The 18,245-nt window shown below is 67.1% G+C and carries 22 protein-coding genes; 11 read left to right on the plus strand and 11 right to left on the minus strand.

Going from position 1 to position 18,245, the window contains the following annotated elements:
* Positions 1-2 precede the first annotated feature (2 nt).
* A complete protein-coding gene (locus tag V2L32_RS17010) occupies positions 3-938 on the plus strand; it encodes a nucleoside hydrolase (RefSeq protein WP_331233723.1) in 936 nt (311 codons plus the stop codon).
* Positions 939-1,020: 82 nt separating this feature from the next.
* Positions 1,021-1,185 carry a DUF7838 family putative zinc beta-ribbon protein gene (locus tag V2L32_RS17015; protein WP_331233724.1) on the plus strand — a complete coding sequence of 55 codons (165 nt, stop codon included), beginning with the start codon at positions 1,021-1,023 and terminating at the stop codon, positions 1,183-1,185.
* Between the two features lie 511 nt (positions 1,186-1,696).
* Here the strand turns inward: V2L32_RS17015 and nikR are convergent.
* The 5 genes from nikR to gcvT all read right to left on the minus strand — a co-directional run bounded on the left by nikR (position 1,697) and on the right by gcvT (position 6,499).
* Entirely contained in the window at positions 1,697-2,122 is a 426-nt protein-coding gene (gene nikR, locus V2L32_RS17020; RefSeq protein WP_331233725.1) for a nickel-responsive transcriptional regulator NikR, read from the minus strand.
* A gap of 70 nt (positions 2,123-2,192) precedes the next feature.
* Positions 2,193-3,623, minus strand: a complete 1,431-nt coding sequence (gcvPB, locus tag V2L32_RS17025; RefSeq protein WP_331233727.1) for an aminomethyl-transferring glycine dehydrogenase subunit GcvPB — start codon at positions 3,621-3,623, stop codon at positions 2,193-2,195.
* On the minus strand, positions 3,620-4,951 hold the full coding sequence (gcvPA, locus tag V2L32_RS17030; RefSeq protein WP_331233729.1) for an aminomethyl-transferring glycine dehydrogenase subunit GcvPA: 1,332 nt from the start codon (positions 4,949-4,951) through the stop codon (positions 3,620-3,622). The genes gcvPB and gcvPA overlap by 4 nt, the downstream gene beginning before the upstream one ends.
* Before the next feature lie 88 nt (positions 4,952-5,039).
* Positions 5,040-5,423, minus strand: coding sequence for a glycine cleavage system protein GcvH (gene gcvH, locus V2L32_RS17035; RefSeq protein WP_331233730.1), 384 nt, complete (start codon positions 5,421-5,423; stop codon positions 5,040-5,042).
* Positions 5,420-6,499 carry a glycine cleavage system aminomethyltransferase GcvT gene (gene gcvT / locus V2L32_RS17040; RefSeq protein WP_331233731.1) on the minus strand — a complete coding sequence of 360 codons (1,080 nt, stop codon included), beginning with the start codon at positions 6,497-6,499 and terminating at the stop codon, positions 5,420-5,422. The genes gcvH and gcvT overlap by 4 nt, the downstream gene beginning before the upstream one ends.
* A 222-nt stretch (positions 6,500-6,721) precedes the next feature.
* Here gcvT and V2L32_RS17045 point away from each other — a divergent pair, with 222 nt between their 5' ends.
* The 5 genes from V2L32_RS17045 to hmgB all read left to right on the plus strand — a co-directional run bounded on the left by V2L32_RS17045 (position 6,722) and on the right by hmgB (position 10,732).
* Positions 6,722-7,111, plus strand: coding sequence for a cupin domain-containing protein (locus V2L32_RS17045; protein WP_331233732.1), 390 nt, complete (start codon positions 6,722-6,724; stop codon positions 7,109-7,111).
* A gap of 259 nt (positions 7,112-7,370) precedes the next feature.
* A complete protein-coding gene (locus V2L32_RS17050; RefSeq protein ID WP_331233733.1) occupies positions 7,371-7,823 on the plus strand; it encodes an NYN domain-containing protein in 453 nt (150 codons plus the stop codon).
* Between the two features lie 34 nt (positions 7,824-7,857).
* A complete protein-coding gene (locus tag V2L32_RS17055; protein ID WP_331233734.1) occupies positions 7,858-8,700 on the plus strand; it encodes a TatD family hydrolase in 843 nt (280 codons plus the stop codon).
* Positions 8,701-8,737: 37 nt separating this feature from the next.
* Positions 8,738-9,313 (plus strand): DUF2150 family protein, encoded by a 576-nt coding sequence (locus V2L32_RS17060; protein ID WP_331233735.1) that lies wholly within the window; start codon positions 8,738-8,740, stop codon positions 9,311-9,313.
* A gap of 75 nt (positions 9,314-9,388) precedes the next feature.
* Entirely contained in the window at positions 9,389-10,732 is a 1,344-nt protein-coding gene (hmgB, locus tag V2L32_RS17065) for a hydroxymethylglutaryl-CoA synthase (RefSeq protein ID WP_331233736.1), read from the plus strand.
* A 39-nt stretch (positions 10,733-10,771) separates the two neighbouring features.
* Here the strand turns inward: hmgB and V2L32_RS17070 are convergent, their stop codons facing one another.
* Together V2L32_RS17070 and V2L32_RS17075 are read right to left on the minus strand one after the other, a co-directional pair.
* Positions 10,772-10,978: a GNAT family N-acetyltransferase gene (locus V2L32_RS17070; RefSeq protein WP_331233737.1), complete on the minus strand. Its 207-nt coding sequence runs from the start codon at positions 10,976-10,978 to the stop codon at positions 10,772-10,774.
* A gap of 79 nt (positions 10,979-11,057) precedes the next feature.
* Entirely contained in the window at positions 11,058-11,291 is a 234-nt protein-coding gene (locus tag V2L32_RS17075; RefSeq protein WP_331233738.1) for a hypothetical protein, read from the minus strand.
* Positions 11,292-11,492: 201 nt separating this feature from the next.
* Here V2L32_RS17075 and V2L32_RS17080 point away from each other — a divergent pair, with 201 nt between their 5' ends.
* Positions 11,493-11,858, plus strand: coding sequence for a DUF5615 family PIN-like protein (locus V2L32_RS17080; protein ID WP_331233739.1), 366 nt, complete (start codon positions 11,493-11,495; stop codon positions 11,856-11,858).
* A gap of 12 nt (positions 11,859-11,870) precedes the next feature.
* Here the strand turns inward: V2L32_RS17080 and V2L32_RS17085 are convergent, their stop codons facing one another.
* Entirely contained in the window at positions 11,871-12,584 is a 714-nt protein-coding gene (locus tag V2L32_RS17085) for a helix-turn-helix domain-containing protein (RefSeq protein WP_331233740.1), read from the minus strand.
* 127 nt (positions 12,585-12,711) lie between these two features.
* Between V2L32_RS17085 and V2L32_RS17090 the strand changes: the two genes are divergently transcribed.
* Positions 12,712-13,197, plus strand: coding sequence for a GNAT family N-acetyltransferase (locus V2L32_RS17090; RefSeq protein ID WP_331233741.1), 486 nt, complete (start codon positions 12,712-12,714; stop codon positions 13,195-13,197).
* 7 nt (positions 13,198-13,204) lie between these two features.
* On the opposite strand, the gene V2L32_RS17095 is transcribed toward V2L32_RS17090, so the two are convergent.
* A complete protein-coding gene (locus V2L32_RS17095; RefSeq protein ID WP_331233742.1) occupies positions 13,205-13,636 on the minus strand; it encodes a pyridoxamine 5'-phosphate oxidase family protein in 432 nt (143 codons plus the stop codon).
* Positions 13,637-13,721: 85 nt separating this feature from the next.
* Here V2L32_RS17095 and V2L32_RS17100 point away from each other — a divergent pair, with 85 nt between their 5' ends.
* Positions 13,722-15,197 carry a replication factor C large subunit gene (locus tag V2L32_RS17100; protein WP_331233743.1) on the plus strand — a complete coding sequence of 492 codons (1,476 nt, stop codon included), beginning with the start codon at positions 13,722-13,724 and terminating at the stop codon, positions 15,195-15,197.
* A gap of 307 nt (positions 15,198-15,504) precedes the next feature.
* On the opposite strand, the gene V2L32_RS17105 is transcribed toward V2L32_RS17100, so the two are convergent.
* The gene (locus tag V2L32_RS17105) at positions 15,505-16,338 is read right to left on the minus strand and encodes a COX15/CtaA family protein (protein WP_331233744.1); all 834 of its coding nucleotides are present in this window, start codon (positions 16,336-16,338) and stop codon (positions 15,505-15,507) included.
* Between the two features lie 120 nt (positions 16,339-16,458).
* Here V2L32_RS17105 and V2L32_RS17110 point away from each other — a divergent pair, with 120 nt between their 5' ends.
* Positions 16,459-17,535 (plus strand): M24 family metallopeptidase, encoded by a 1,077-nt coding sequence (locus tag V2L32_RS17110; protein WP_331233745.1) that lies wholly within the window; start codon positions 16,459-16,461, stop codon positions 17,533-17,535.
* 62 nt (positions 17,536-17,597) lie between these two features.
* Here the strand turns inward: V2L32_RS17110 and V2L32_RS17115 are convergent, their stop codons facing one another.
* Positions 17,598-18,224 carry a reverse transcriptase-like protein gene (locus V2L32_RS17115; protein ID WP_331233746.1) on the minus strand — a complete coding sequence of 209 codons (627 nt, stop codon included), beginning with the start codon at positions 18,222-18,224 and terminating at the stop codon, positions 17,598-17,600.
* Positions 18,225-18,245: the final 21 nt, after the last annotated feature.

Raw genomic sequence — 18,245 nt, forward strand, 5'->3', positions numbered from 1 at the left:
GCATGACCGCCGACCGACGGCTGCTCGTCGACACGGATACAGCGAGCGACGACGCCATCGCCCTCCTGCTCGCCGCAGGGTCGGAGGGCGCGGGGATCGAGGGTGTGACGATCTGTGCGGGAAACGCCCCGTTCGACCAGCAGGTCGAGAACGCCAAGTACACGCTCGACCTCGCCGGCGCGGACGTGCCGGTCCACGAGGGCGCACGGACACCGTTGCTCAAAGAGCACGAGTACGCGAACGACGTCCACGGCGAGAGCGGTCTCGGCGAACTCACCCCGGAGACCGAGATCGCCTCCGCCGACGAGTACGCAGTCGACTACATCGTCCGGAGCGCGAGGGAGAATCCGGGAGAGTTCACCCTGGTCTGTCTCGCGCCGCTGACGAACGTCGCGCTCGCACTCGCACGCGAACCGGATCTCCCCGACCTGCTCGAGGAGGTCTGGATCATGGGCGGGGCGGCGTTCGCGCCCGGCAACGTCACCCCGGCCGCCGAGTTCAACTTCTGGGCCGACCCCGACGCCGCGCGGATGGTCTGTTCGCGCGTCGAGCACACGCTCGTCGACTGGGGCGTTTGTGTGAGAGACGGCACGGTCGACGCCGGGTTCTTCGAGCGAGTACGTGACCTCGACACGCCGCTCGCTCACTTCTTCTGCGACGCGCTCGCTCGCGTACGCGCGTTTAACGCCGAGACTGACGATGTGGACCGAGCGACGATCCCCGACGCACTCACCGTCGCCTGCCTGCTCGATCCGGATCTCGTCGTCCACTCGACGGAGGTCGGCGTCTCGGTCGACGAGAGAGAGGGACTGACCCGGGGGGCACTCGTCGTCGACGAACTCGGGAGGACGTTCGAACCGCGGACAGAGCTAATCAGGGAGGCCGACACGGAGGAATTCGAGCGAACGATCCTCGATACGCTCGGCGGGGCTCGCTGAATCGATATCGCGGCCAGTGGTATATCGGGGACGTGGGCTCGAAAATCAGTACCGATAAATCGACCCGCCACGCACGGTGGATATGGCACAAGAGCTCGATCACGACTGTCCGGAGTGTGACGAGACCCTCACGTTCTACCGGGCGGCGAGCACACGGGTTCACCTCGGCGAGAAGATCAAGTGGCACTGTCCCGACTGCGACTACGGCTTCGTGACGATCGACGGGATCGACTCGAGCGCGGTGTAGGCCACTCACCTCCTCTTCGTTCACCGAACCGTTGGAGCGACGGCGCCCAGCTCATCGACGCGAGGAACCGGCGTGAGTTCCACCGAGATGACCGGCTATGGTCACCGGTTCTCGACTTCGACTCGGATCGGTCGGGTGTTCTCACAGAAAGCGACGCCGGCCGATCGGAATCGACTCACGTTCGTTCCCCCGGAATCGCCCTTCGAATGGTCTCCCCTCCGGTCTAGGGGATTCGACCGGTAGCTCTTCCGGTCGGATGTGATCGAATCGAGACGCTCAACCGGGACCGGGCAGCCTCTCCCCGTCCCGGGGATCGAACTCCCTCCCTCCGGTGCGCCGGTCGCTACTTCACCCCGTCCGTAAACCACTAATCGCGATAGCAAATCGGGCCGGTGGCGACGCTCCCACCCGGGAGAGCGCTCCGAAGGGCGTCGCTACCGGTACTAAAGAGAAGCCGTAACCCTGTGAACGAGCCGAGGTGGGGACCCTCGCGCCGTGTCGAGAGCGTCGCCTACCGAGCGAGGGCGGCGGTGAAATCGTCGACTGGAATTACCGAGTAATCGACGGTGAGGATATCGCTCGTCGCGCGCACTTTCCCGACGAACTCGGAGATACCTTCCAGATCGCCCTCGAGGATGAACAGCTCCATGCAGTAGCGGTCGCCGACGTGACTGTGGAAGTTCGAGGTGACCAGTTCCTCGTGTTCGTGGCGCAGACGCATCATCCGCTCCTCGACGCTGGTGGTCTCGTAATCGAAGAGGACGGTGACGACGCCCATCAGGTCGTGGTCCTCTAGCTCTCTGTCCTGGAACTCCCCGAGGAGGTTCCGCGAGGCCTCCCTAACCACTTCGCTCCGCCCCGTGTAGCCGTGGTCGGTCGCGAACTCGTCGATCCGTTCGAGCAGTTCCTCCGGCATCGAGACGCTGACGACTGCCATGTGGCAAAAGAGCGTTGACGTCTACTAAAGGTTGCTAAAATACACCGAAAATATGGGGTCGAGTTGTGAACTACTCGTCGATCGCCTGCCAGGAGAGTCGCGGGTTCCGCGCCGCGGAGGTCTGGTCGATCCGGCGGGCGCTCGTCCGGTTCGGCGCGGAAGCGAGCGTCTCCTCGTCCTCGCCGGCGACCGCGTTGAACGCCGCCGCGAGCTGGTCGAGGCTGCGTTTGCTCTCGACCTCCGTCGGCTCGGTCATCAGCGCCTCGGGGACGAACTCCGGCCACTTCGTCGTCGGGGGGTGCACTCCGTAGTCGAGCATCCGCTTCGCGACGTCCGCGGCGTCCTGCTCGCCGGCGCTCGCGACGAACTCGTGGTGGAACGGTCCGTTCGGGATCTCGTACTCCAGCCGTGAGGCGAGGTAGTTCGCGTTCAACACGGCTTTCGCGCTGGCGTCGCCGAGTCCCTCGTCGCCGAGGCGGGCGATGTAGGCGTAGGCCTTGATCAACACGAGCCAGTTCCCAGTGTAGCCGTGGACCTTTCCGACCGACTCCTCGGGCTCGAAGAACTCGTACTCGCCGTCGCTCTCTCTGACCTGTGGCGTCGGCAGGTACGGTTCGAGGTCCGAGACGACCCCGACCGGGCCCGCACCGGGCCCACCGCCGCCGTGGGGCGTCGCGAACGTCTTGTGGACGTTGTAGTGCATGATGTCGAAGCCCATGTCGCCCGGACGCGCCCTCCCGAGGAGCGCGTTCAGGTTTGCCCCGTCGTAGTAGAGCAGGCCGCCGACATCGTGGACCATCGCGGCGATCTCCTCGATCTCGCGCTCGAACAGCCCGAGCGTGTTGGGGTTCGTGAGCATCAGCGCCGCGGTCTGCTCGGAGAGCGCGGCGTCGAGCGCCTCGATCTCCACGCGGCCGTCGTCCCCCGACGGGAGTTCGACGACGTCGTACCCCCCGAGCGCCGCGCTCGCGAAGTTCGTCCCGTGGGCGCTGTCGGGAATGACGACCTCGGTCCGCTGATCCGCCTCGCCGTTGGCCCCGTGGTAGGCGCTCGCAAGCAGGATGCCCGTGAACTCGCCGGCGGCACCCGACGGCGGCTGGAGCGTCACCGCGTCCATCCCGCCGATGCGGGCGAGGTAGTCCTGAAGGTCGTAGAGCAGTTCGAGCGTGCCCTGCGTGCTCGCCTCAGATCGATCGGGGTGGACCAGCCCCGAGGGGAGTGCCGCGACGTCCTCGGTGAACTTCGGGTTGTACTTCATCGTACAGCTTCCCAGCGGGTACGGCCCGCTCTCGACACCGTAGTTCATCTGCGAGAGCCGGGTGTAGTGACGCGCGAGTTCGGGTTCGGTGAGGTCCGGTAACGTGAGCGAGTCGCGTTTCAGGTCGTCGGGGAGCGGGACGTCGTCGGTCGAGACGGTCTCCAGGTTCTTCTCCGAGAGCAACGGTTCGTACCCCTCGCTGTCCGGGTCCTCCCATCGCGCCTGGTCGTAGTGGAGCGTCACGCCGCCACCTCCTCGACGGCGGCGACGAGGTCGTCGACCGCTCCGGCGTTCGTCTCCGTGACACAGAGCTGGACGTGGTCGTCGTCGATCACGTGGATCGAGAAACCACGTACTTCGAGCCCCGCTCTGATCTCGTGGGCCGAACGATCGGTCCGGGCGACGAACTCGCGGAAGTGGTGTCTGTCGTGGACCGGTGCCTCGACCCCATCGATCGCGTCGAGTCGCTCGGCGAGGTCGGTGGGACGTTCGAGGCAGTCGGTCGCGAGGTCGACCAGCCCCGACGCGCCGAGGCTCGCGGCGTGCATCGCTGTGCGCAGCGCGACCCACGCCTGGTTCGTACAGATGTTCGACGTCGCCCGTTCGCGGCGGATGTGCTGTTCTCGCGTCTGGAGCGTGAGCGTGTACGCCCGTTTTCCCGCACCGTCCTCGCCCGCGCCGACCAGCCGGCCCGGTACCTGTCGGAGGAATGCCTCTCGGGTGGCGAACAGGCCGAGGCCCATCCCGTAGCTCGTCGGCAGCCCGAGGGTAGCTGCGTCGCCGACGACCACGTCGACGCCGACGTCTGCCGGTCGGGAGAGCACGGAGAGCGCGACCGGGTCGGTGCCCAGAACGAACATCGCGTCGTTCTCGTCGGCGAGGCCGCCGATCTCTCCGAGGCGTTCCTCGATCGTCCCCCGGACCGTGGGGTTCTCGGCGTAGACCATCACGACGTCCTCGTCTACCGCATCGGAGAGCGCCTCGACGTCGGCGTTCGCGTCGTCGGTCGGGTACGTCTCGACGGCGAGTCCGGCTCCGTCAGCGTAGTTCTCGAGCACCGATCGGCGTCCCTCGCGGATCAGATCCGGCACGAGGATCCGGTCACCGCTGGTCTCTCTGACCCTCTTTGCGAGCGTCGCCGCCTCGCCGAGCGCGGTCGCCGCGTCGTGCATCGAACAGTTCGCCACATCCAGCCCGGTCAGCTCCACGAGCATCGACTGGTACTCGAAGAGCGCCTGGAGGAACCCCTGGGTGAGTTCGGGCTGGTACTGGGTGTAGCTCGTGAGGAACTCCTGGCGGTCCGCCACGTGGTCGACCAGCGAGGGGACGTAGTGGTCGTAGTGACCCCGGCCGAGGAACTCGGTGAGGTCGTCGTTCCGTCCGAGCACCCGCTCGACCTCATCTCTGATCTCGCGCTCGTTCCTCGCCTCGATGCCGAACTCCCCGTCGAAGCGTACGGCCTCCGGGATGTCGAAGAGCGCCTCCTCGTCCTCTGCGCCGATCGCCGAGAGCATCTCGTCGACCTCCTCGGCCGTGTGCGGCGCGAACGGACTGCCCTCCGTTCGGCTCATCGGAGCCCTCCGAACCGCCTGCGGTGTCCGTGGTCGTCCATCACACGGTACGGTTACGGGCGCTTCTATATGATAGCCGTGGTTGGACTCAGGCGATCTGCTCCTCGTACTCCTCGGGGGTGAGCAGCGCGTCGAGTTCGTCGGCGTCTTCGGGGTCGACCTCAATCATCCAGCCCTCCCCGTACGGGTCGTCGTTGACGAGCTCTGGTTGATCGGCGACCGCCTCGTTCACCGCCGAGACGGTGCCAGAGACCGGCGCGTAGAGGTCCGACACCGCCTTGATCGACTCCACGACGCCGAACGCCTCCTCTTGACCGACCTCCTCCCCCTCGCCGGGGAGTTCGACGAACACCACGTCGCCGAGTTCGTCCTGTGCGAAGTCGCTGATGCCGACGCGGACGGCTCCGTCCTCCTCGCGCGCCCACTCGTGGCTCTCCAGGAACCGCAGGTCGTCTGGTATCTCGAAGGTCATACTCCCTCCACGAAACGGGGGGACTCAACCCTTGCCCTTTTTTCCTCGCCGCGGATCTCCACCGCGACCTGGGTACCTGGCTCGGCGAGTTCGCACCTGACGTAGCCGAGGCCGATCGGCTCGCCGAGGGTGGGACTCATCGTCCCGCTCGTCACCTCGCCGACCCTCTCCCCGTCGCGGACGACCGGGTAGCCGTGGCGCGGGATCCCGCGCTCCTCCAGGGCGACCCCGACGAACAACTCGGCCGGCCCTTCCTCCTTCTCGCGCGCGAGCGCGTCGCGCCCGACGAACTCGGTCTCCAGGTCGACCGCGAAGCCGATCCGCGCCTGGAACGGGGTCCGGGGGTTCTCCTCCGGGTGAAAGTCCTGGCCGGAGAGGAGGAAGCCCGCCTCCATCCGGAGCGTGTCGCGCGCGCCGAGGCCGCAGGGCTGACACTCGAGCGCGTTCCAGACCGCCTCGGCCTCGTCCCACGGACAGAGCACCTCGAAGCCGTCCTCACCGGTGTAGCCCGTCCGGGCGACGAGACAGTCCGCCCCCTCGATCGTGGTCTCCGTGAACGCGAACCGGGAGGTCTCGGAGACCGCCGAATCCGCGGCGCTGTCCAGTAGTTCCGGTGAGTCAGGCCCCTGAACGGCGAACATCCCCCACCCTTCGGTCTCGTTCTCCACGTCGCAGTCGAGACCCCACTCGTCTCGGTGCTCGACCCACCGTGCTTCCACCTCCTCGTCGTGGCCGGCGTTCGGTACGAAGAGGAACTCCTCCTCGCCGAGACGGTAGAACACCGTGTCGTCGAGCATGATCCCCTCGCTATCGGTGATCGCGGCGTACTGGGCCCGGCCGACAGCGGTGCCTACCGCGTCGTTGGTCGTGAGCCGGGTCATCAGCTCCGCGGCGTCCAGTCCGGAGACACGGATCTCGCCCATGTGCGAGACGTCGAAGATCCCCACTTCCTCTCGGACCACCGTGTGCTCCTCTCGTATCGAGTTGAACTCGACGGGCATGTCCCAGCCACCGAACTCGATCACCCGCGCGCCGTTTGCCTCGTGGGCGGCGGCGAGCGGCGGATTGCGTGCCATGGGCCCACGCTCGACCGCCAGCGTCTAAGGGTTTCGTATCCCGGCCGCGACCGAGTAAACCGTGTGTCGAGATACGGAATACGTCGACGCCGATGGTCAGCGGGAAGAGCCGCGTTCGGCGGTTCGGTCCACGTCCGTATCCTCGACCCGGAGTTCGGGCCGGAAGCGGTGAGAACGACGGCGGATATGACGCTTATATCCGCGTCCGCCGAACGGACGGTCATGACGAACGGGTTCAGTATCGTCGATGAGGCCGACGTCCCACGCGAACGGTTTCCGGAGTCGGGGATCACCCATCGAAAACTCACCGAAGCACTCGGCTGCACCGAACTGCGCGTGAACACCGTCACGCTCGCCCCCGGCGAGGCGACGGCACCCCACTCACACGCGCGCCAAGAGGAGGTCTACGTCGCGCTCGACGGCGGACAGGTCCGGATCGAGGGTGAGGTCTACGAGCTGTCGTCGGGCGACCTCGTCCGGATCGGGCCCGGCACCGTGCGGAGCGTCCACAACGAGGGCGAGGAGAGCCAGACCTGGCTCATGTTCGGCGCACCGCCTCTCGGCACTGTCGACGATTTCGGCGAGTACAGGATGCCCGACCGAGATGGGTAGGAGAACGTGCAGAAGCGGGTTCCGTGGAGGAGAGCTGGCGAGAGGTGTCGTCGTACGGACGGTTTCGGGACTCGGAGACGCCGGCGTCCGGATCCGTATCGGAAGCGAGCCGGGTGAGGCGATCGGTGGAGCTTCCGACGGAAACGGGGGACACGTCGGGTGATGTACCGTCAGTGACGATATGAAACCGGGTCGGAGAGGAACGATCGGTCCCGAGCGGATCCGATGGGCTTTCGGCGACGAACGGACAGGAGACGGTATGAAGCGGTTTCTGGAGCGAGCGATCGACCTCGACCGAGCCCCGCGTGTCGGGCTGTTCGTCGACGGTCCGAACGTCCTCAGGGAGGAGTTCGACGTCGACCTGGACGACGTGCGGGCGGCCGCCGAGCGTTTCGGCTCGCTCTCGGTCACCCGGCTCTACCTCGACGAACACGCGACGCCGGGGCTGATCCAGGCGGGCGAGGCCCGCGGCTTCGAGGTGGTGATCACGAGCGGTGACGTCGACGTCAGGCTGGCGATCGACGCGACCGAACTGATCTGCGAGGAGGCGTTCGAGGTACTGGTCGTCGTCTCCCGCGATACGGACTTCAAACCCGTCGTCGAGCTCGCGGGCCGCCGAGGCGTCGAGACGGTCGCAGTCGCGCCGGGGCTGCACGGCCGTTCGGACGCGCTCGCGAACGCCGCTGGCGAGGCGTTCTCCCTCGGCGAGTGAGAGCGCTTTTGAGCGGCGCAGTCCGAGGGAGGGCATGAGCGAGTTCGAGACGCCGGTCCTCGACAACCACCTCCACCTCGATCCGGTCCGCGGTCGCGGGATCGAGGCGGTGAAGGAGTTCGCCCGCGCGGGCGGGACGCACCTCCTCGTCGTCAACAAACCCTCCTGGCACCTCGGTGACCTCCCGACGGGGAGAGACTCCTTCGAGCCGGTCTTCGAGACCACCGTCGAGGCGGTCGAGCGCGCAACCGACGTGCTACCCGGACGTGCGTGGCCGGTCCTCGGGGTTCACCCCGCCCTCATCTCTCGGCTCGTCGACGCGGGATCGACGCCCGAGGAGGCCCGCGAGGTGATGGGCGAGGGGATCGACCTCGCCGCGGCGTACGTCGAGTCGGGACGGGCGCTCGCGCTCAAGTCCGGCCGGCCACACTACGAGATCGACGAGGAGGTGTGGGAGGCCTCGAACGGGGTGTTACGACACGCGCTCGCGCGCGGGGCCGAACGCGACTGCGTCGTCCAGCTCCACACCGAGTCGAGCGAGGACCTCACGGAGATCGCGGAGTGGGCCGAGGAGCGAGGGCTCGCGCGCGAGAAGGTCGTGAAACACTTCGCGGGCGGTCGGCTCGAGGGACCGACCCCGAGCGTGATCAGCCGGAGGGAGGAACTCCGACGGGCGGCGGAGGGTGGTGAGCCGTTCCTGATGGAGACCGACTTCATCGACGACCCCGACCGTCCCGGGGCGGTGCTCGGTCCGAAGACGGTCCCCCGCAGGGTCGAGTGGCTGCGCGAGGAAGGCTACGGAGTGGGGATCGAGACGGCGCACGTCGAAACCCCGAGACGGCTCTACGATATCGATACATGGGCCGAACTCGCGTAGAGAAAGGACTTTGACGCCACGTCCGCTCTCCTCTGCTATGAGCACACCACCGGAGGCGTTCTACTCGGAAGAGCGGTGGCAGAACTGGATCGACCGGATCGAGGACGAGGAGCTCGATCCCGAGGACGAGGGGTCTGCGCGGCTCCTGTTGAACCTGCAGGACGACGCCGCCATCGCGGTCGCGAAGGTCCTCTCGGCCCACGAGGAGGGGACGCTCGACGACGAGGAAGCGATGGACGAACTCGCGGAGATCAGGGAGATCGTCCTCGCGGAGCCGGGGATCGAGGACGAGGAGACGGCGTTCCTGATCGACGGCGTTCAAACCAGCCTGCTCTGTGTCTTCGCCGCCGCCGAGGAGTTCGTCGCCGCCGGGCCCGTCGAGGAGGGCGAGCCCCACGCCTACGTCCAGGCGGCCGCCGACGCCGAGGCCGAAGAGGAGTTCGACGCGGCGCTCGCCTACTGCGTCCAGGCGGGCACGCTGATCATCGACGGCGAGGACCTCGACTTCGAGGTGCTCGGCGAGTTCGAGTACGGACTCGTCTCCGAGTGGGTCAACGGCCTCGACAGCCTCCAGAGCGCGGTACGAGACCCGGAAGTCATCGAAGAGGAGTAGGTCTCGGTACCGACTTCGACGCGTGTCGAAGGATCTATCGACAGACAGATATAGCGACGGCGCCCTCGTCGGGCTATGACCGAGGTCGGCATCGACGCGATCGAGATACGTACCGGCAAGCTTCGGCTCGACCTCCCCGGGGAGTTCGCGCCCGTGAAAGGCGACGACCCCGAGAAGTACACCAAGGGACTCGGCCTCTACGCGAGCTCCTTCCCCGACGTCTACGAGGACATCGTGACGATGGGCGCGAACGCCGCCTACGAACTCATGCGCCGGGAGGGACTGTCTCCCGAAGACATCGGCCGAATCGACGTCGCCACCGAGAGCGCATTCGACCACTCGAAACCCGTCTCGACGTACATCGCGGGCTGTCTGGAGAAGGTCTTCGACGGGGACTTCCACCACGCGAACAAGGGCGAGCGGAAGTTCGCCTGTGTCGCGGGCACCCAGTCGATCGACGACGCCTACAACTGGATCAAAGCGGGGCGCAACAGGGGCCGAGCGGCGCTCGTCATCGCCACCGACACCGCGCTCTACGCGCGTAACGACCCCGGCGAAGCTACGCAAGGCGCGGGCGCGGTCGCGATGCTGATCGACGAGGAGCCCGACATCGTGAGCCTCTCGACCGAGCAGGGATATGGAAGCGCAGACGAGACCGACTTCCTCAAACCGAACCAGCAGTTTCCCTCGGTCGACGGAAAACGCTCGGTGCAGGTCTACCTCGCCCGGATGCGCGAGGCGTTAGAGGACTACGAGTCGATGGTCGGCCGGACCCACCCCGACGACTTCGCCTACATTCCCTTCCATACACCGTTCCCCGGGATGGTCCGGAAGGCAGCGCTGTTCGGCTACCGCCACATGATCCGCGATACGGAAATCGAGGACGAACTCGCCGACGAGATCGGCCGCCAGCCCCGCGCCGAGGACTACGAGTACGACGAGGAGTTCACCGAGGCGATGACCGTCTACATGGACGACCTCAAACGGACCGAGGCGTACCAGGAGTGGTACGACCGGGTGATCGACCCGACGCTCACCATCTCGCGTGAGGTGGGCAACTGGTACACCGGCTCGGTCCACATCGCCCGCGCGAGCGCGCTCAAGACCGCCCTCGACGAGGGTGTCGATCTCACCGGCGAGCGCCTCCTGGTAGGTTCCTACGGCAGCGGCGCGCAGGCCGAGATCCACGTCGAGCGGGTGAACGAGAACTGGGCGGAGAAGATCGCCCGAATGCCGATCGACGAACAGCTCGACGCGCGCTACGACATCAGCTTCGAGGAGTACGAGCGCGTCCACGACGTCCACAACCACGACGTCGAGACCGGCACCGAGGTCGAGGAGTTCACCGTACCTGACGGCGAGTTCGTCTTCGACGGCTGGGGCCGGATGAACGAGCGGAAGTACCGGTTCGTGGAGTAGATCGGACGACGGGCCCATCCCGACCGATCGTCCGAGTCCTCACAGCCCTCGTTCGTAGATCACCGAGGGATAGGAGTCCTCTGCGATCTCGAACGCCGTCGATCCCCGTTTCGTGAACCCACGTGACTCGTAGAACGATCGACCCGTCTCGTTCGCCTCGAAGCTCTCGAGGACGACCGCCGTCGTCGGCTCCGGGACGCGGTCGAGCCCCGCCTCCAGGAGCCACGTCCCGACTCCCTCCCCCACCGATCCGGGTGGACGTAGAGCGTCCGGATCTCGGCTTCGTCCCCGTCGACGTACTCTCTCGTCAGGTTTCGGTCCCAGATCAGCGACGACCACCCGATGATCGCTCTGTGGTCGTCGGTGACCAGGGAGACGCCGTCGTCCAACCTGCGGATGCCGAGATAGCGATCGTCGAGATCGTCGGGATCGGCAGGAGTTCGACGGCCTCGAATGCCTCCTCGTTGACGATGGGGGAGAACGCCTCGCGCCAGGCGTCGGCAGTCAGCGAGGGGGCCGCGTGGAGTTCGGTCGGTGACTCCGGTTCACGGATCTCCATCGGCGGCGTTTCGGGGCGTCGTCACGTCACTCTTCACGTCCGCACCTCGAGACCGATCAGGCCGACTGCGATCCGCCAAGGTCCGTGCGAATCGACTCGACCCCTTCGCCCCGCCCTCGACGCGCTTCTCTGCCACCTCGTGATGGACCTCGAACTTGTCGGACGGTCGATCAGTGATGGTCGGTTCGACGAGGATCGGTCGTGATCGGGAGAACCCCCGTGACCGAGTGGTGCTTTCTCATCGACGAGAACCTGGGCAGGCAGGTCGCGACCTACCTCGTGGCAGAGGGTAGCCGGGGCGAACACGTCTCCGACGCGCTGTTTCCCGGTGCGGACGACTTCGAGGACATCCTCCCATACGCTCGCAAAGAGGACCTCATCGTCGTCACGAACGACGTCCTCGGTTTCAAACCGCTCTCGGAGGACCAACACGAGGGAATCGTCATCGTCTACAACCAGCGTCTGTCGCCGTGGTCGATCGCGACCGGTCTCTTTCGACTGATTGAGCGCTATTCCGATCGTGGCTCGCTCCCCGGTACGGAGGTACTCGATCCGTACGTCGAGTAACCGTCGCGAGCCTCACGGAAACTCCCGGAGTTCCTCCAGCAGCTCCTCTAACCCGGTCTCACACACGGCGAGCGAGAAGCCGTCGATCCTGGCGAGGTCGGCGGCGTGTTCCCAGACCGCCTCTTCACCGAGTCCGTGGAGGACGACCGCGTTCGGCGTCGGGGTCACCACGCGGAGTGCGACCAGCGGGGACTCCCCGCGAGTGACGTCGGTGAAGACGAGCGCTCGGTTCGTCGACTGTCCGTACAACCGGTAGAACTCGTCGGACGAGAGCGTCGTGATCGCCTCGATGCTGTTGATCACGGTGTGGCCGCTGATCCGCTCGAAGGTACCGGAAACGAGTTCGCTCGCGCCGATGGCACCGTAGAACCGGGTGATCGGGACCGTCGCCGAGTACTCCCTGAGATCGTAGACGACGTCGCTCTCGAAGCCCGCCGAGAGCACCCGACCGTACTGGCGGATCCGGTCGCCGCCTCGCCGTTCGTCGATGTCGAGCAGTGCGACGACGATCCGGCTCACAACGCCGATGCCGGGGCTCTCGCGCCGCCCGCTCTCGTAGTCCGAGACCACCGAGGAGGAGACGTCGAGTTCGCGAGCGAGGTCGGTCTGTGAGACCGAGAAGTCCGTGCGCCACTTCCGGAGTGTCGCCCCGGGGTCGTCGCTCAGCGTCACCTCGCCGGCGATCTTCTCCGCTAGGTCCGCGCGCGGGCTCCGATCCCCGCTCATCTCCCGCTTCCCTCGACAAGCCGTCGCATACCCGCTCTACCGCTGATCGGCGCAAAAGCGTGTCGAACCCGGGTCGACGATCGCCGGGAACGGGAAGGCCTTGACGACGGCGAACGGAGACGACCGCATGGAGTACAGGCCGTACGACCCGGAGCGGGACCGTGAAGGGCTGTGGGCGTGTAAGCGTGCGTTCGAACTCGGCCTCGGGTCAGGTACCGGAGACGACGCGAAGACCGAGACGTACGAGGGGAAACTCACCGACCGGTACAGGGAGCGGTATCTCGCGTGGGTCGATCGGTGCGTCGCGGACGACCCCGGCTGTGTGGCCGTCGCCGTCGAGGAGGACGTCGTCGGCTACGTCTTCGTCCTCCCCGGAGAGCTCTCGCTGATCTGGGACTCCGCAGTGGTAAACGAACTCTACGTCGATCCCGAGCACCGGGGAACCGGCGTGGCCGACGAGCTGATCGAGGCGGCCTACGCGGTCGCGCGCGAACAGGACCTCCCCCTCGACAGGATCGTCCTCGACGTCGATCGGGCGAACGAGCGCGCGCGAGCGTTCTACGCCCGCCACGGCTTCGAACACTGGGGGGAGATGGTCGCCAGGGAGCTGTGAGTGCGGATCAGGCTGTCCTTCCCGTTATCGTCTCGACGCGGAGCGCGAACAGCCGCGGTTCGAGGTCCTCGATCGGTTCGCCGAAGACCCGGAGCGGGACGAACTTCGTCTCGACGTCCCCGATCGTTTCGCGGTCGGCCTCGGTGGCGGGCTCGATCGGCCCCCTGACGAGGACGCTCCAGGACTCCTCCAGAGGGTCGTCGTCGTAGACGAGGAGGCAGGCGCGGTCGGTCGCAGCGAGGAACCCCCGTTTCGTACTTCCCGGCTGGACCGCGAGTCGGAGGTAGACAGCGTCCTCCTCGTAGTGGATCGCGACCGGGATGGCGTAGGCCTCGTTTCCCTCCGCGAGCGCGAGCGTGGCGGTGTTCGCCTCTCGCAGTCGCCGCCCGACTGCCTCGTCGCTCATCCCTCCGGTGTAGGTGTACTCGAACTCCTCCATGCGAAGACCACGACGACGAGGGACAAAGCCGCTTTGAGAACGGGGGTTCGCAACACCTAACCGAGGGTCGGACTTAGGGGTGATAATGGCCGACTGGACCGAGACGTACCGCCCGACGACGCTCTCGGAGGTGCGCGGCAACGACAAAGCTCGGGACGCGCTCTACGAGTGGGCCGACACGTGGGAGAGCCACCGGACGGCGGTGATCGTCCACGGCAGTCCGGGTGTAGGAAAGACCTCGGCCGCGCACGCGCTGGCCGCGGACATGGGCTGGCCGACGATCGAACTCAACGCGAGCGACCAGCGCACGGCGAACGTCATCGAACGGGTCGCCGGCGAGGCGGCGATGAGCGGAACGTTGACGGGGGGCGGAGCGGGCAGGAAGCTCGTGATCCTCGACGAGGCGGACAACATCCACGGGACCTACGACCGCGGCGGCGCACGGGCGGTGACCCGGCTCGTGAAGGAGGCGGGCCAGCCGATGGTGCTGATCGCCAACGAGTTCTACGACATGTCCCGCGGGCTCAGGGACGCCTGCGAGACGATCGAGTTCCGCGACGTATCTTCTAGATCCATCGTCCCGGTGCTGCGGGACATCTGCCGGAAGGAGGGCGTCGAGTACGACGAGGAGGCGTTGAAGGCGATCGCGGAGCAGACCAGCGGCGACCTCCGGTCGGCGGTGAACGACCTCCAGGCGCTCGCCGAGAGCCACGAGAGACTCACCACCGAGGCGGTCGTCACCGGCGAGCGCGATCGATCGCTGGGGATCTTCGAGTTCATGGACGATCTCTTCAAGGAGGAAAGCCCCGAGGGCGCGTTACGCGCCTCTTACGCGGTGGACGAGACGCCCGACGACCTGATCAACTGGATCGAGGACAACGTCCCGAAGGTGTACGAGGGGCCAGAGCTCTCGGGTGCGTACGAGTCGATCGGCCGCGCCGACGTCTGGCTCGGCCGCGTGCGGGCGAGTCAGAACTACAGCTACTGGCGGTACGCCGCGGACAACATGACCGCCGGCGTCGCGGCCGCCCGACAGGAGCCGAAAGGTGGCTGGACGCGCTACGGACCGCCGAGCTACTGGTCGAAGCTCGGTCGGTCGCGCGCGGCCCGCGATCGGCGGGACTACGTCGCCAGGAAGATCGCCGAGACGGGAGGGATCAGCATGGCGAGTGCGCGCAGGGAGGTCCTCCCGTTCCTCTCGACGATGACCCATCACTGTAAGAACCGGGAGCTGACGGTGGCGATGGCCGCACGGTACGACCTCGCGGAGGAACACGTCGCGTTCGTCACCGGCAGCGGGAAGGACACGAGGAAGGTCGAATCGATCGTCGAGGAGGCCGCAGAACGCAGAGGAGAGGCGGTCGTCGAGGGCTCCGGCGGCGCGTTCGAACCGGGCGAACGAACGGAGGAGTCAGAGGAGAGCGATGCGCCCGCGCGCGAGGGGGACGACGAGGGAGAGCGGTCGGAGCGAGAGACGGGAACCGAGGACGGAGCCGGCGATGGCGACGGCGACCCACCGGAACCCGCGAACGACCAGTCCGGGCTCTCGGACTTCGTTTAGGTCCCATCATATCCCGATTGGTCGGTGCCTTATCGGTCGTTACGGACGTGATAGTAAAGGTGACTGTTCACCTGGGCGTAGATATGGCCCGGTCGGACGTAACGGTGTGCTGTCCCCGCTGTGGCTCTCCACTCGACTCGAGCGCTCACGGCGACACGACCATCCACCACCATCCATCCGATCGCCTGAAAGGCACCCGTGCGAACTGCACGATCTGTGAGAGTGACGTCGACGTCTACTACTACTGATCGTTCGCGCACGGATCGACTCCAACCCACCGGCGTCCCCGGGTCATACCACACGTTTCTCAGGAGGTCCGTTCGGCGAGCCGCGGCCGTCGGGGCTCGACGCGGGAGGCGAGCGTGAGCGCGCAGATCGCGAGCACGGCCGTCGCCACGAGCGTCGCCGCGTCGAGGAGCTGGATCAGCTCGGTATAGACGAACCGCCCGACCAGCAGCTGGAGGCCGACGACGACCGCCCCCACCGACGAGACGACCCGAAGAGCGTCGAGACGACCCTTCGCGGAGAGCAGCGCGCTCCACGCCGCGACGACCACGAAACCGGTGAACGCGAGCAAGCCGGCGGCGTTATAGACGACCTGCACGACGGGAGTGTGTACGAAGAAGAGTCCCGGCGAGAGCGCGAGCATCACCGGAACCGCGCCGACGACGGCGAGCAGGGCGTATCGGACGCGGGCGACGGAGACGGCGTCGTCCCCGTAGGACCAGAGCGTTGCGAGCGCGAGCGAGGCGAAGATCACCAGCGCGGTCGAGAGGTGGGCGGTGAGGTAGACGAACGTGTACTGGAGGACGGTCCCCGCGCCGAGTAACGCCTGCACGGGAAAGAGGACGAGCGCGAGCGTCACGGAGAGCCGTACTCTGCGATCGGACTCCCAGCGCCAGGCGCCGTAGGCAGCGCCGATCACCAGGAAGCCGGCGACCATCGCGATCAGCCGGTGGAACCACTCGATGAAGCTCGGCCAGTTCGCCGGGAACAGCCCGAAGACCGCGCCGTCACAGAGCGGCCAGCGCGCCTCGCAGGTCAGTCCCGCACCGGCCGCGGCGGTGTAGATCCCGATCAGGATCAGGGCGGAGGTCGTCGCCGTCGTGGCGAGCAGCAGCGAACGGAGCCGGCCGTTCACGACCACACACCTCGGTACGGAGGTCCCCTCTGTCGCATACCCGGTTCTCGGGGTGGTGCGCACTTAGCTCTGTCCGACCGTCTCCGGCAGGTTTGTGTGCGTTCGGGTGCCAGGGTCGCCATGCGAGAGGAACGTCTCGATCGGTACCTCGACGAACGGGAGCTGGAGGCCGTCTGGTTCGCCGAACCGGCGAGCTTCGCGTGGCTCACCGGCGGTGACAACGTGGTCAGCCGCGGGGAGCGCGTCGGCGTCGCTGCCGCTGGCTACACCGGATCGGGAGTGGAGGTGGTGACGGACTCGATCGAGGCCGCCAGGCTGAGAGAGGAGGAACTCGCTTCCGAGACCACGGTCACCGAGTTCCCCTGGTACGAGACGACGCTCGCGGAGGCGGTGAGAAGGCGATCCCCGACGCCTGCAGCGGCGGACTTCGAGGTCGAGGGGATGACGCGGATCGACGCCTCGACACTCCGTCAGCCGCTCTCCGATCGCGATATCGACGGCTACTGGTCGCTCGGGCGCGACGCGGCGGCGGCGGTCGAGGGCGTCTGTCGGGAGGTCACTCCCGAGACGACCGAACGAGAGGTCGCGGCGTCGCTCCGCGGGGCGCTCTTCGCTCACGGAATCGACTCGCCAGTCGTCCTCGTGGGAGGGAGGTATCGCGCGCCGCGCTATCGTCACTACACCCCGACCGACGTCGAGGTCGGCGACTACGCGCTCGTCTCCGTGACGACCGAACGCGACGGGCTGTTCGCCAGCCTCACCCGGACGGTAGCGTTCGACCCGCCCGAGTGGCTCGCAGAGAGACACCGAGCAGCGGCGGAGGTCGAAGCGAGGGCGCTCGCGGCCACCCGCCGGGTCGGACTCGACGACGGGACGGCGGGCGAGGTCTTCGACGCGATCCGGGCGGGGTACGCCGACGTGGGCTGGCCCGACGAGTGGCGTCACCACCACCAGGGCGGGGCGGCCGGGTTCTCCGGGCGGGAGTGGATCGCGAGGCCGGGGGGCGAAGAGGCGGTCCACCTCCCGATGGCCTACGCCTGGAACCCTACGGTGAGAGGAGCGAAGGGAGAAGACACTGTCCTCGTCGCCGAGGAGGGGTTCGAGGTACTCACGACGACGGACGAGTGGCCGACCGAGACGGTCCGGGTGGGCGACCGCGACCTCGATCGGCCGGCGATCTATCACGCGAACGACTGACACTGATTCCCGGGAGTGTCCACACGGACCGGCTCGTCGGGAAGCGAGCACGGCCGTCGCTCTCAGTCGTCGGCCTGACCGGTCGCGTGGCGGTCGGCGCGGGAGGGCGGTGGGACCTGCACGGAGGGAGCCGACGTCGGGCGCACCGGCTCTCGGTTGACGTGGTCGTAGCGCTCTGGGGTGTTCGCGAGCGGGTGGGCCGGGTTCTCGCCGCCGTCGAGGACCGCCGCACGGAGCTCGCCGAAGGAGTCGAGTCGCGCGCGGATCGACCGCCAGTGTGACTGACTGGCGGGCGGGACGCAGAGCTCCGAGAGCGACTCCCAGTCGGGCTGGCGCCGGGTGAGCGTCGCCAGGTTGACGTTGCTCGCGAGCTGGTCGTGATCCAGGAGGACGCCGACGCGAGCCGAGGGCGGCGCGTGGGCGGCGAGGAGGTCGAGGCCGAGGTCGAGCGCCTGGTACTCGGCGACGTTGTTGTCCGGGGCGACGGTCGAGAGCGCACGCCGGGCGACGCGCGCGCCGTCTCGCGTCTCGATCACGACCCCGAGACCCGCCTCGCCCGTCGCACGGCGGAACGAGCCGTCCGTCGCGACGTAGAAGTCGCGGTGGTGGGTTCGTGGCGGGTGGGCGATGTGCGGGGTCGACGCCAGGTCGAAGCGATCACGGAGGGACCGACGGCCGTAGGTGGCCATGGTTACCACATACCGTCCCAC

Source organism: Halalkalicoccus sp. CGA53, from assembly GCF_036429475.1.
Lineage (GTDB): Archaea > Halobacteriota > Halobacteria > Halobacteriales > Halalkalicoccaceae > Natronorarus > Natronorarus salvus.

Excerpts from the sequence above, each read along its gene's own strand:
- gcvT (WP_331233731.1), bottom strand. The coding sequence starts at position 6,499 with ATGGCACGCAATCCGCCGCTCGCCGCCGCCCACGAGGCAAACGGCGCG.
- V2L32_RS17060 (WP_331233735.1), top strand. The coding sequence starts at position 8,738 with ATGAGCACACCACCGGAGGCGTTCTACTCGGAAGAGCGGTGGCAGAAC.
- V2L32_RS17090 (WP_331233741.1), top strand. The coding sequence starts at position 12,712 with ATGGAGTACAGGCCGTACGACCCGGAGCGGGACCGTGAAGGGCTGTGG.
- V2L32_RS17050 (WP_331233733.1), top strand. The coding sequence starts at position 7,371 with ATGAAGCGGTTTCTGGAGCGAGCGATCGACCTCGACCGAGCCCCGCGT.
- gcvH (WP_331233730.1), bottom strand. The coding sequence starts at position 5,423 with ATGACCTTCGAGATACCAGACGACCTGCGGTTCCTGGAGAGCCACGAG.
- V2L32_RS17075 (WP_331233738.1), bottom strand. The coding sequence starts at position 11,291 with ATGGAGATCCGTGAACCGGAGTCACCGACCGAACTCCACGCGGCCCCC.
- gcvPA (WP_331233729.1), bottom strand. The coding sequence starts at position 4,951 with ATGAGCCGAACGGAGGGCAGTCCGTTCGCGCCGCACACGGCCGAGGAG.
- V2L32_RS17010 (WP_331233723.1), top strand. The coding sequence starts at position 3 with ATGACCGCCGACCGACGGCTGCTCGTCGACACGGATACAGCGAGCGAC.
- hmgB (WP_331233736.1), top strand. The coding sequence starts at position 9,389 with ATGACCGAGGTCGGCATCGACGCGATCGAGATACGTACCGGCAAGCTT.
- V2L32_RS17110 (WP_331233745.1), top strand. The coding sequence starts at position 16,459 with ATGCGAGAGGAACGTCTCGATCGGTACCTCGACGAACGGGAGCTGGAG.
- V2L32_RS17115 (WP_331233746.1), bottom strand. The coding sequence starts at position 18,224 with ATGGCCACCTACGGCCGTCGGTCCCTCCGTGATCGCTTCGACCTGGCG.
- V2L32_RS17045 (WP_331233732.1), top strand. The coding sequence starts at position 6,722 with ATGACGAACGGGTTCAGTATCGTCGATGAGGCCGACGTCCCACGCGAA.
- nikR (WP_331233725.1), bottom strand. The coding sequence starts at position 2,122 with ATGGCAGTCGTCAGCGTCTCGATGCCGGAGGAACTGCTCGAACGGATC.
- V2L32_RS17055 (WP_331233734.1), top strand. The coding sequence starts at position 7,858 with ATGAGCGAGTTCGAGACGCCGGTCCTCGACAACCACCTCCACCTCGAT.
- V2L32_RS17095 (WP_331233742.1), bottom strand. The coding sequence starts at position 13,636 with ATGGAGGAGTTCGAGTACACCTACACCGGAGGGATGAGCGACGAGGCA.
- V2L32_RS17085 (WP_331233740.1), bottom strand. The coding sequence starts at position 12,584 with ATGAGCGGGGATCGGAGCCCGCGCGCGGACCTAGCGGAGAAGATCGCC.
- V2L32_RS17015 (WP_331233724.1), top strand. The coding sequence starts at position 1,021 with ATGGCACAAGAGCTCGATCACGACTGTCCGGAGTGTGACGAGACCCTC.
- V2L32_RS17100 (WP_331233743.1), top strand. The coding sequence starts at position 13,722 with ATGGCCGACTGGACCGAGACGTACCGCCCGACGACGCTCTCGGAGGTG.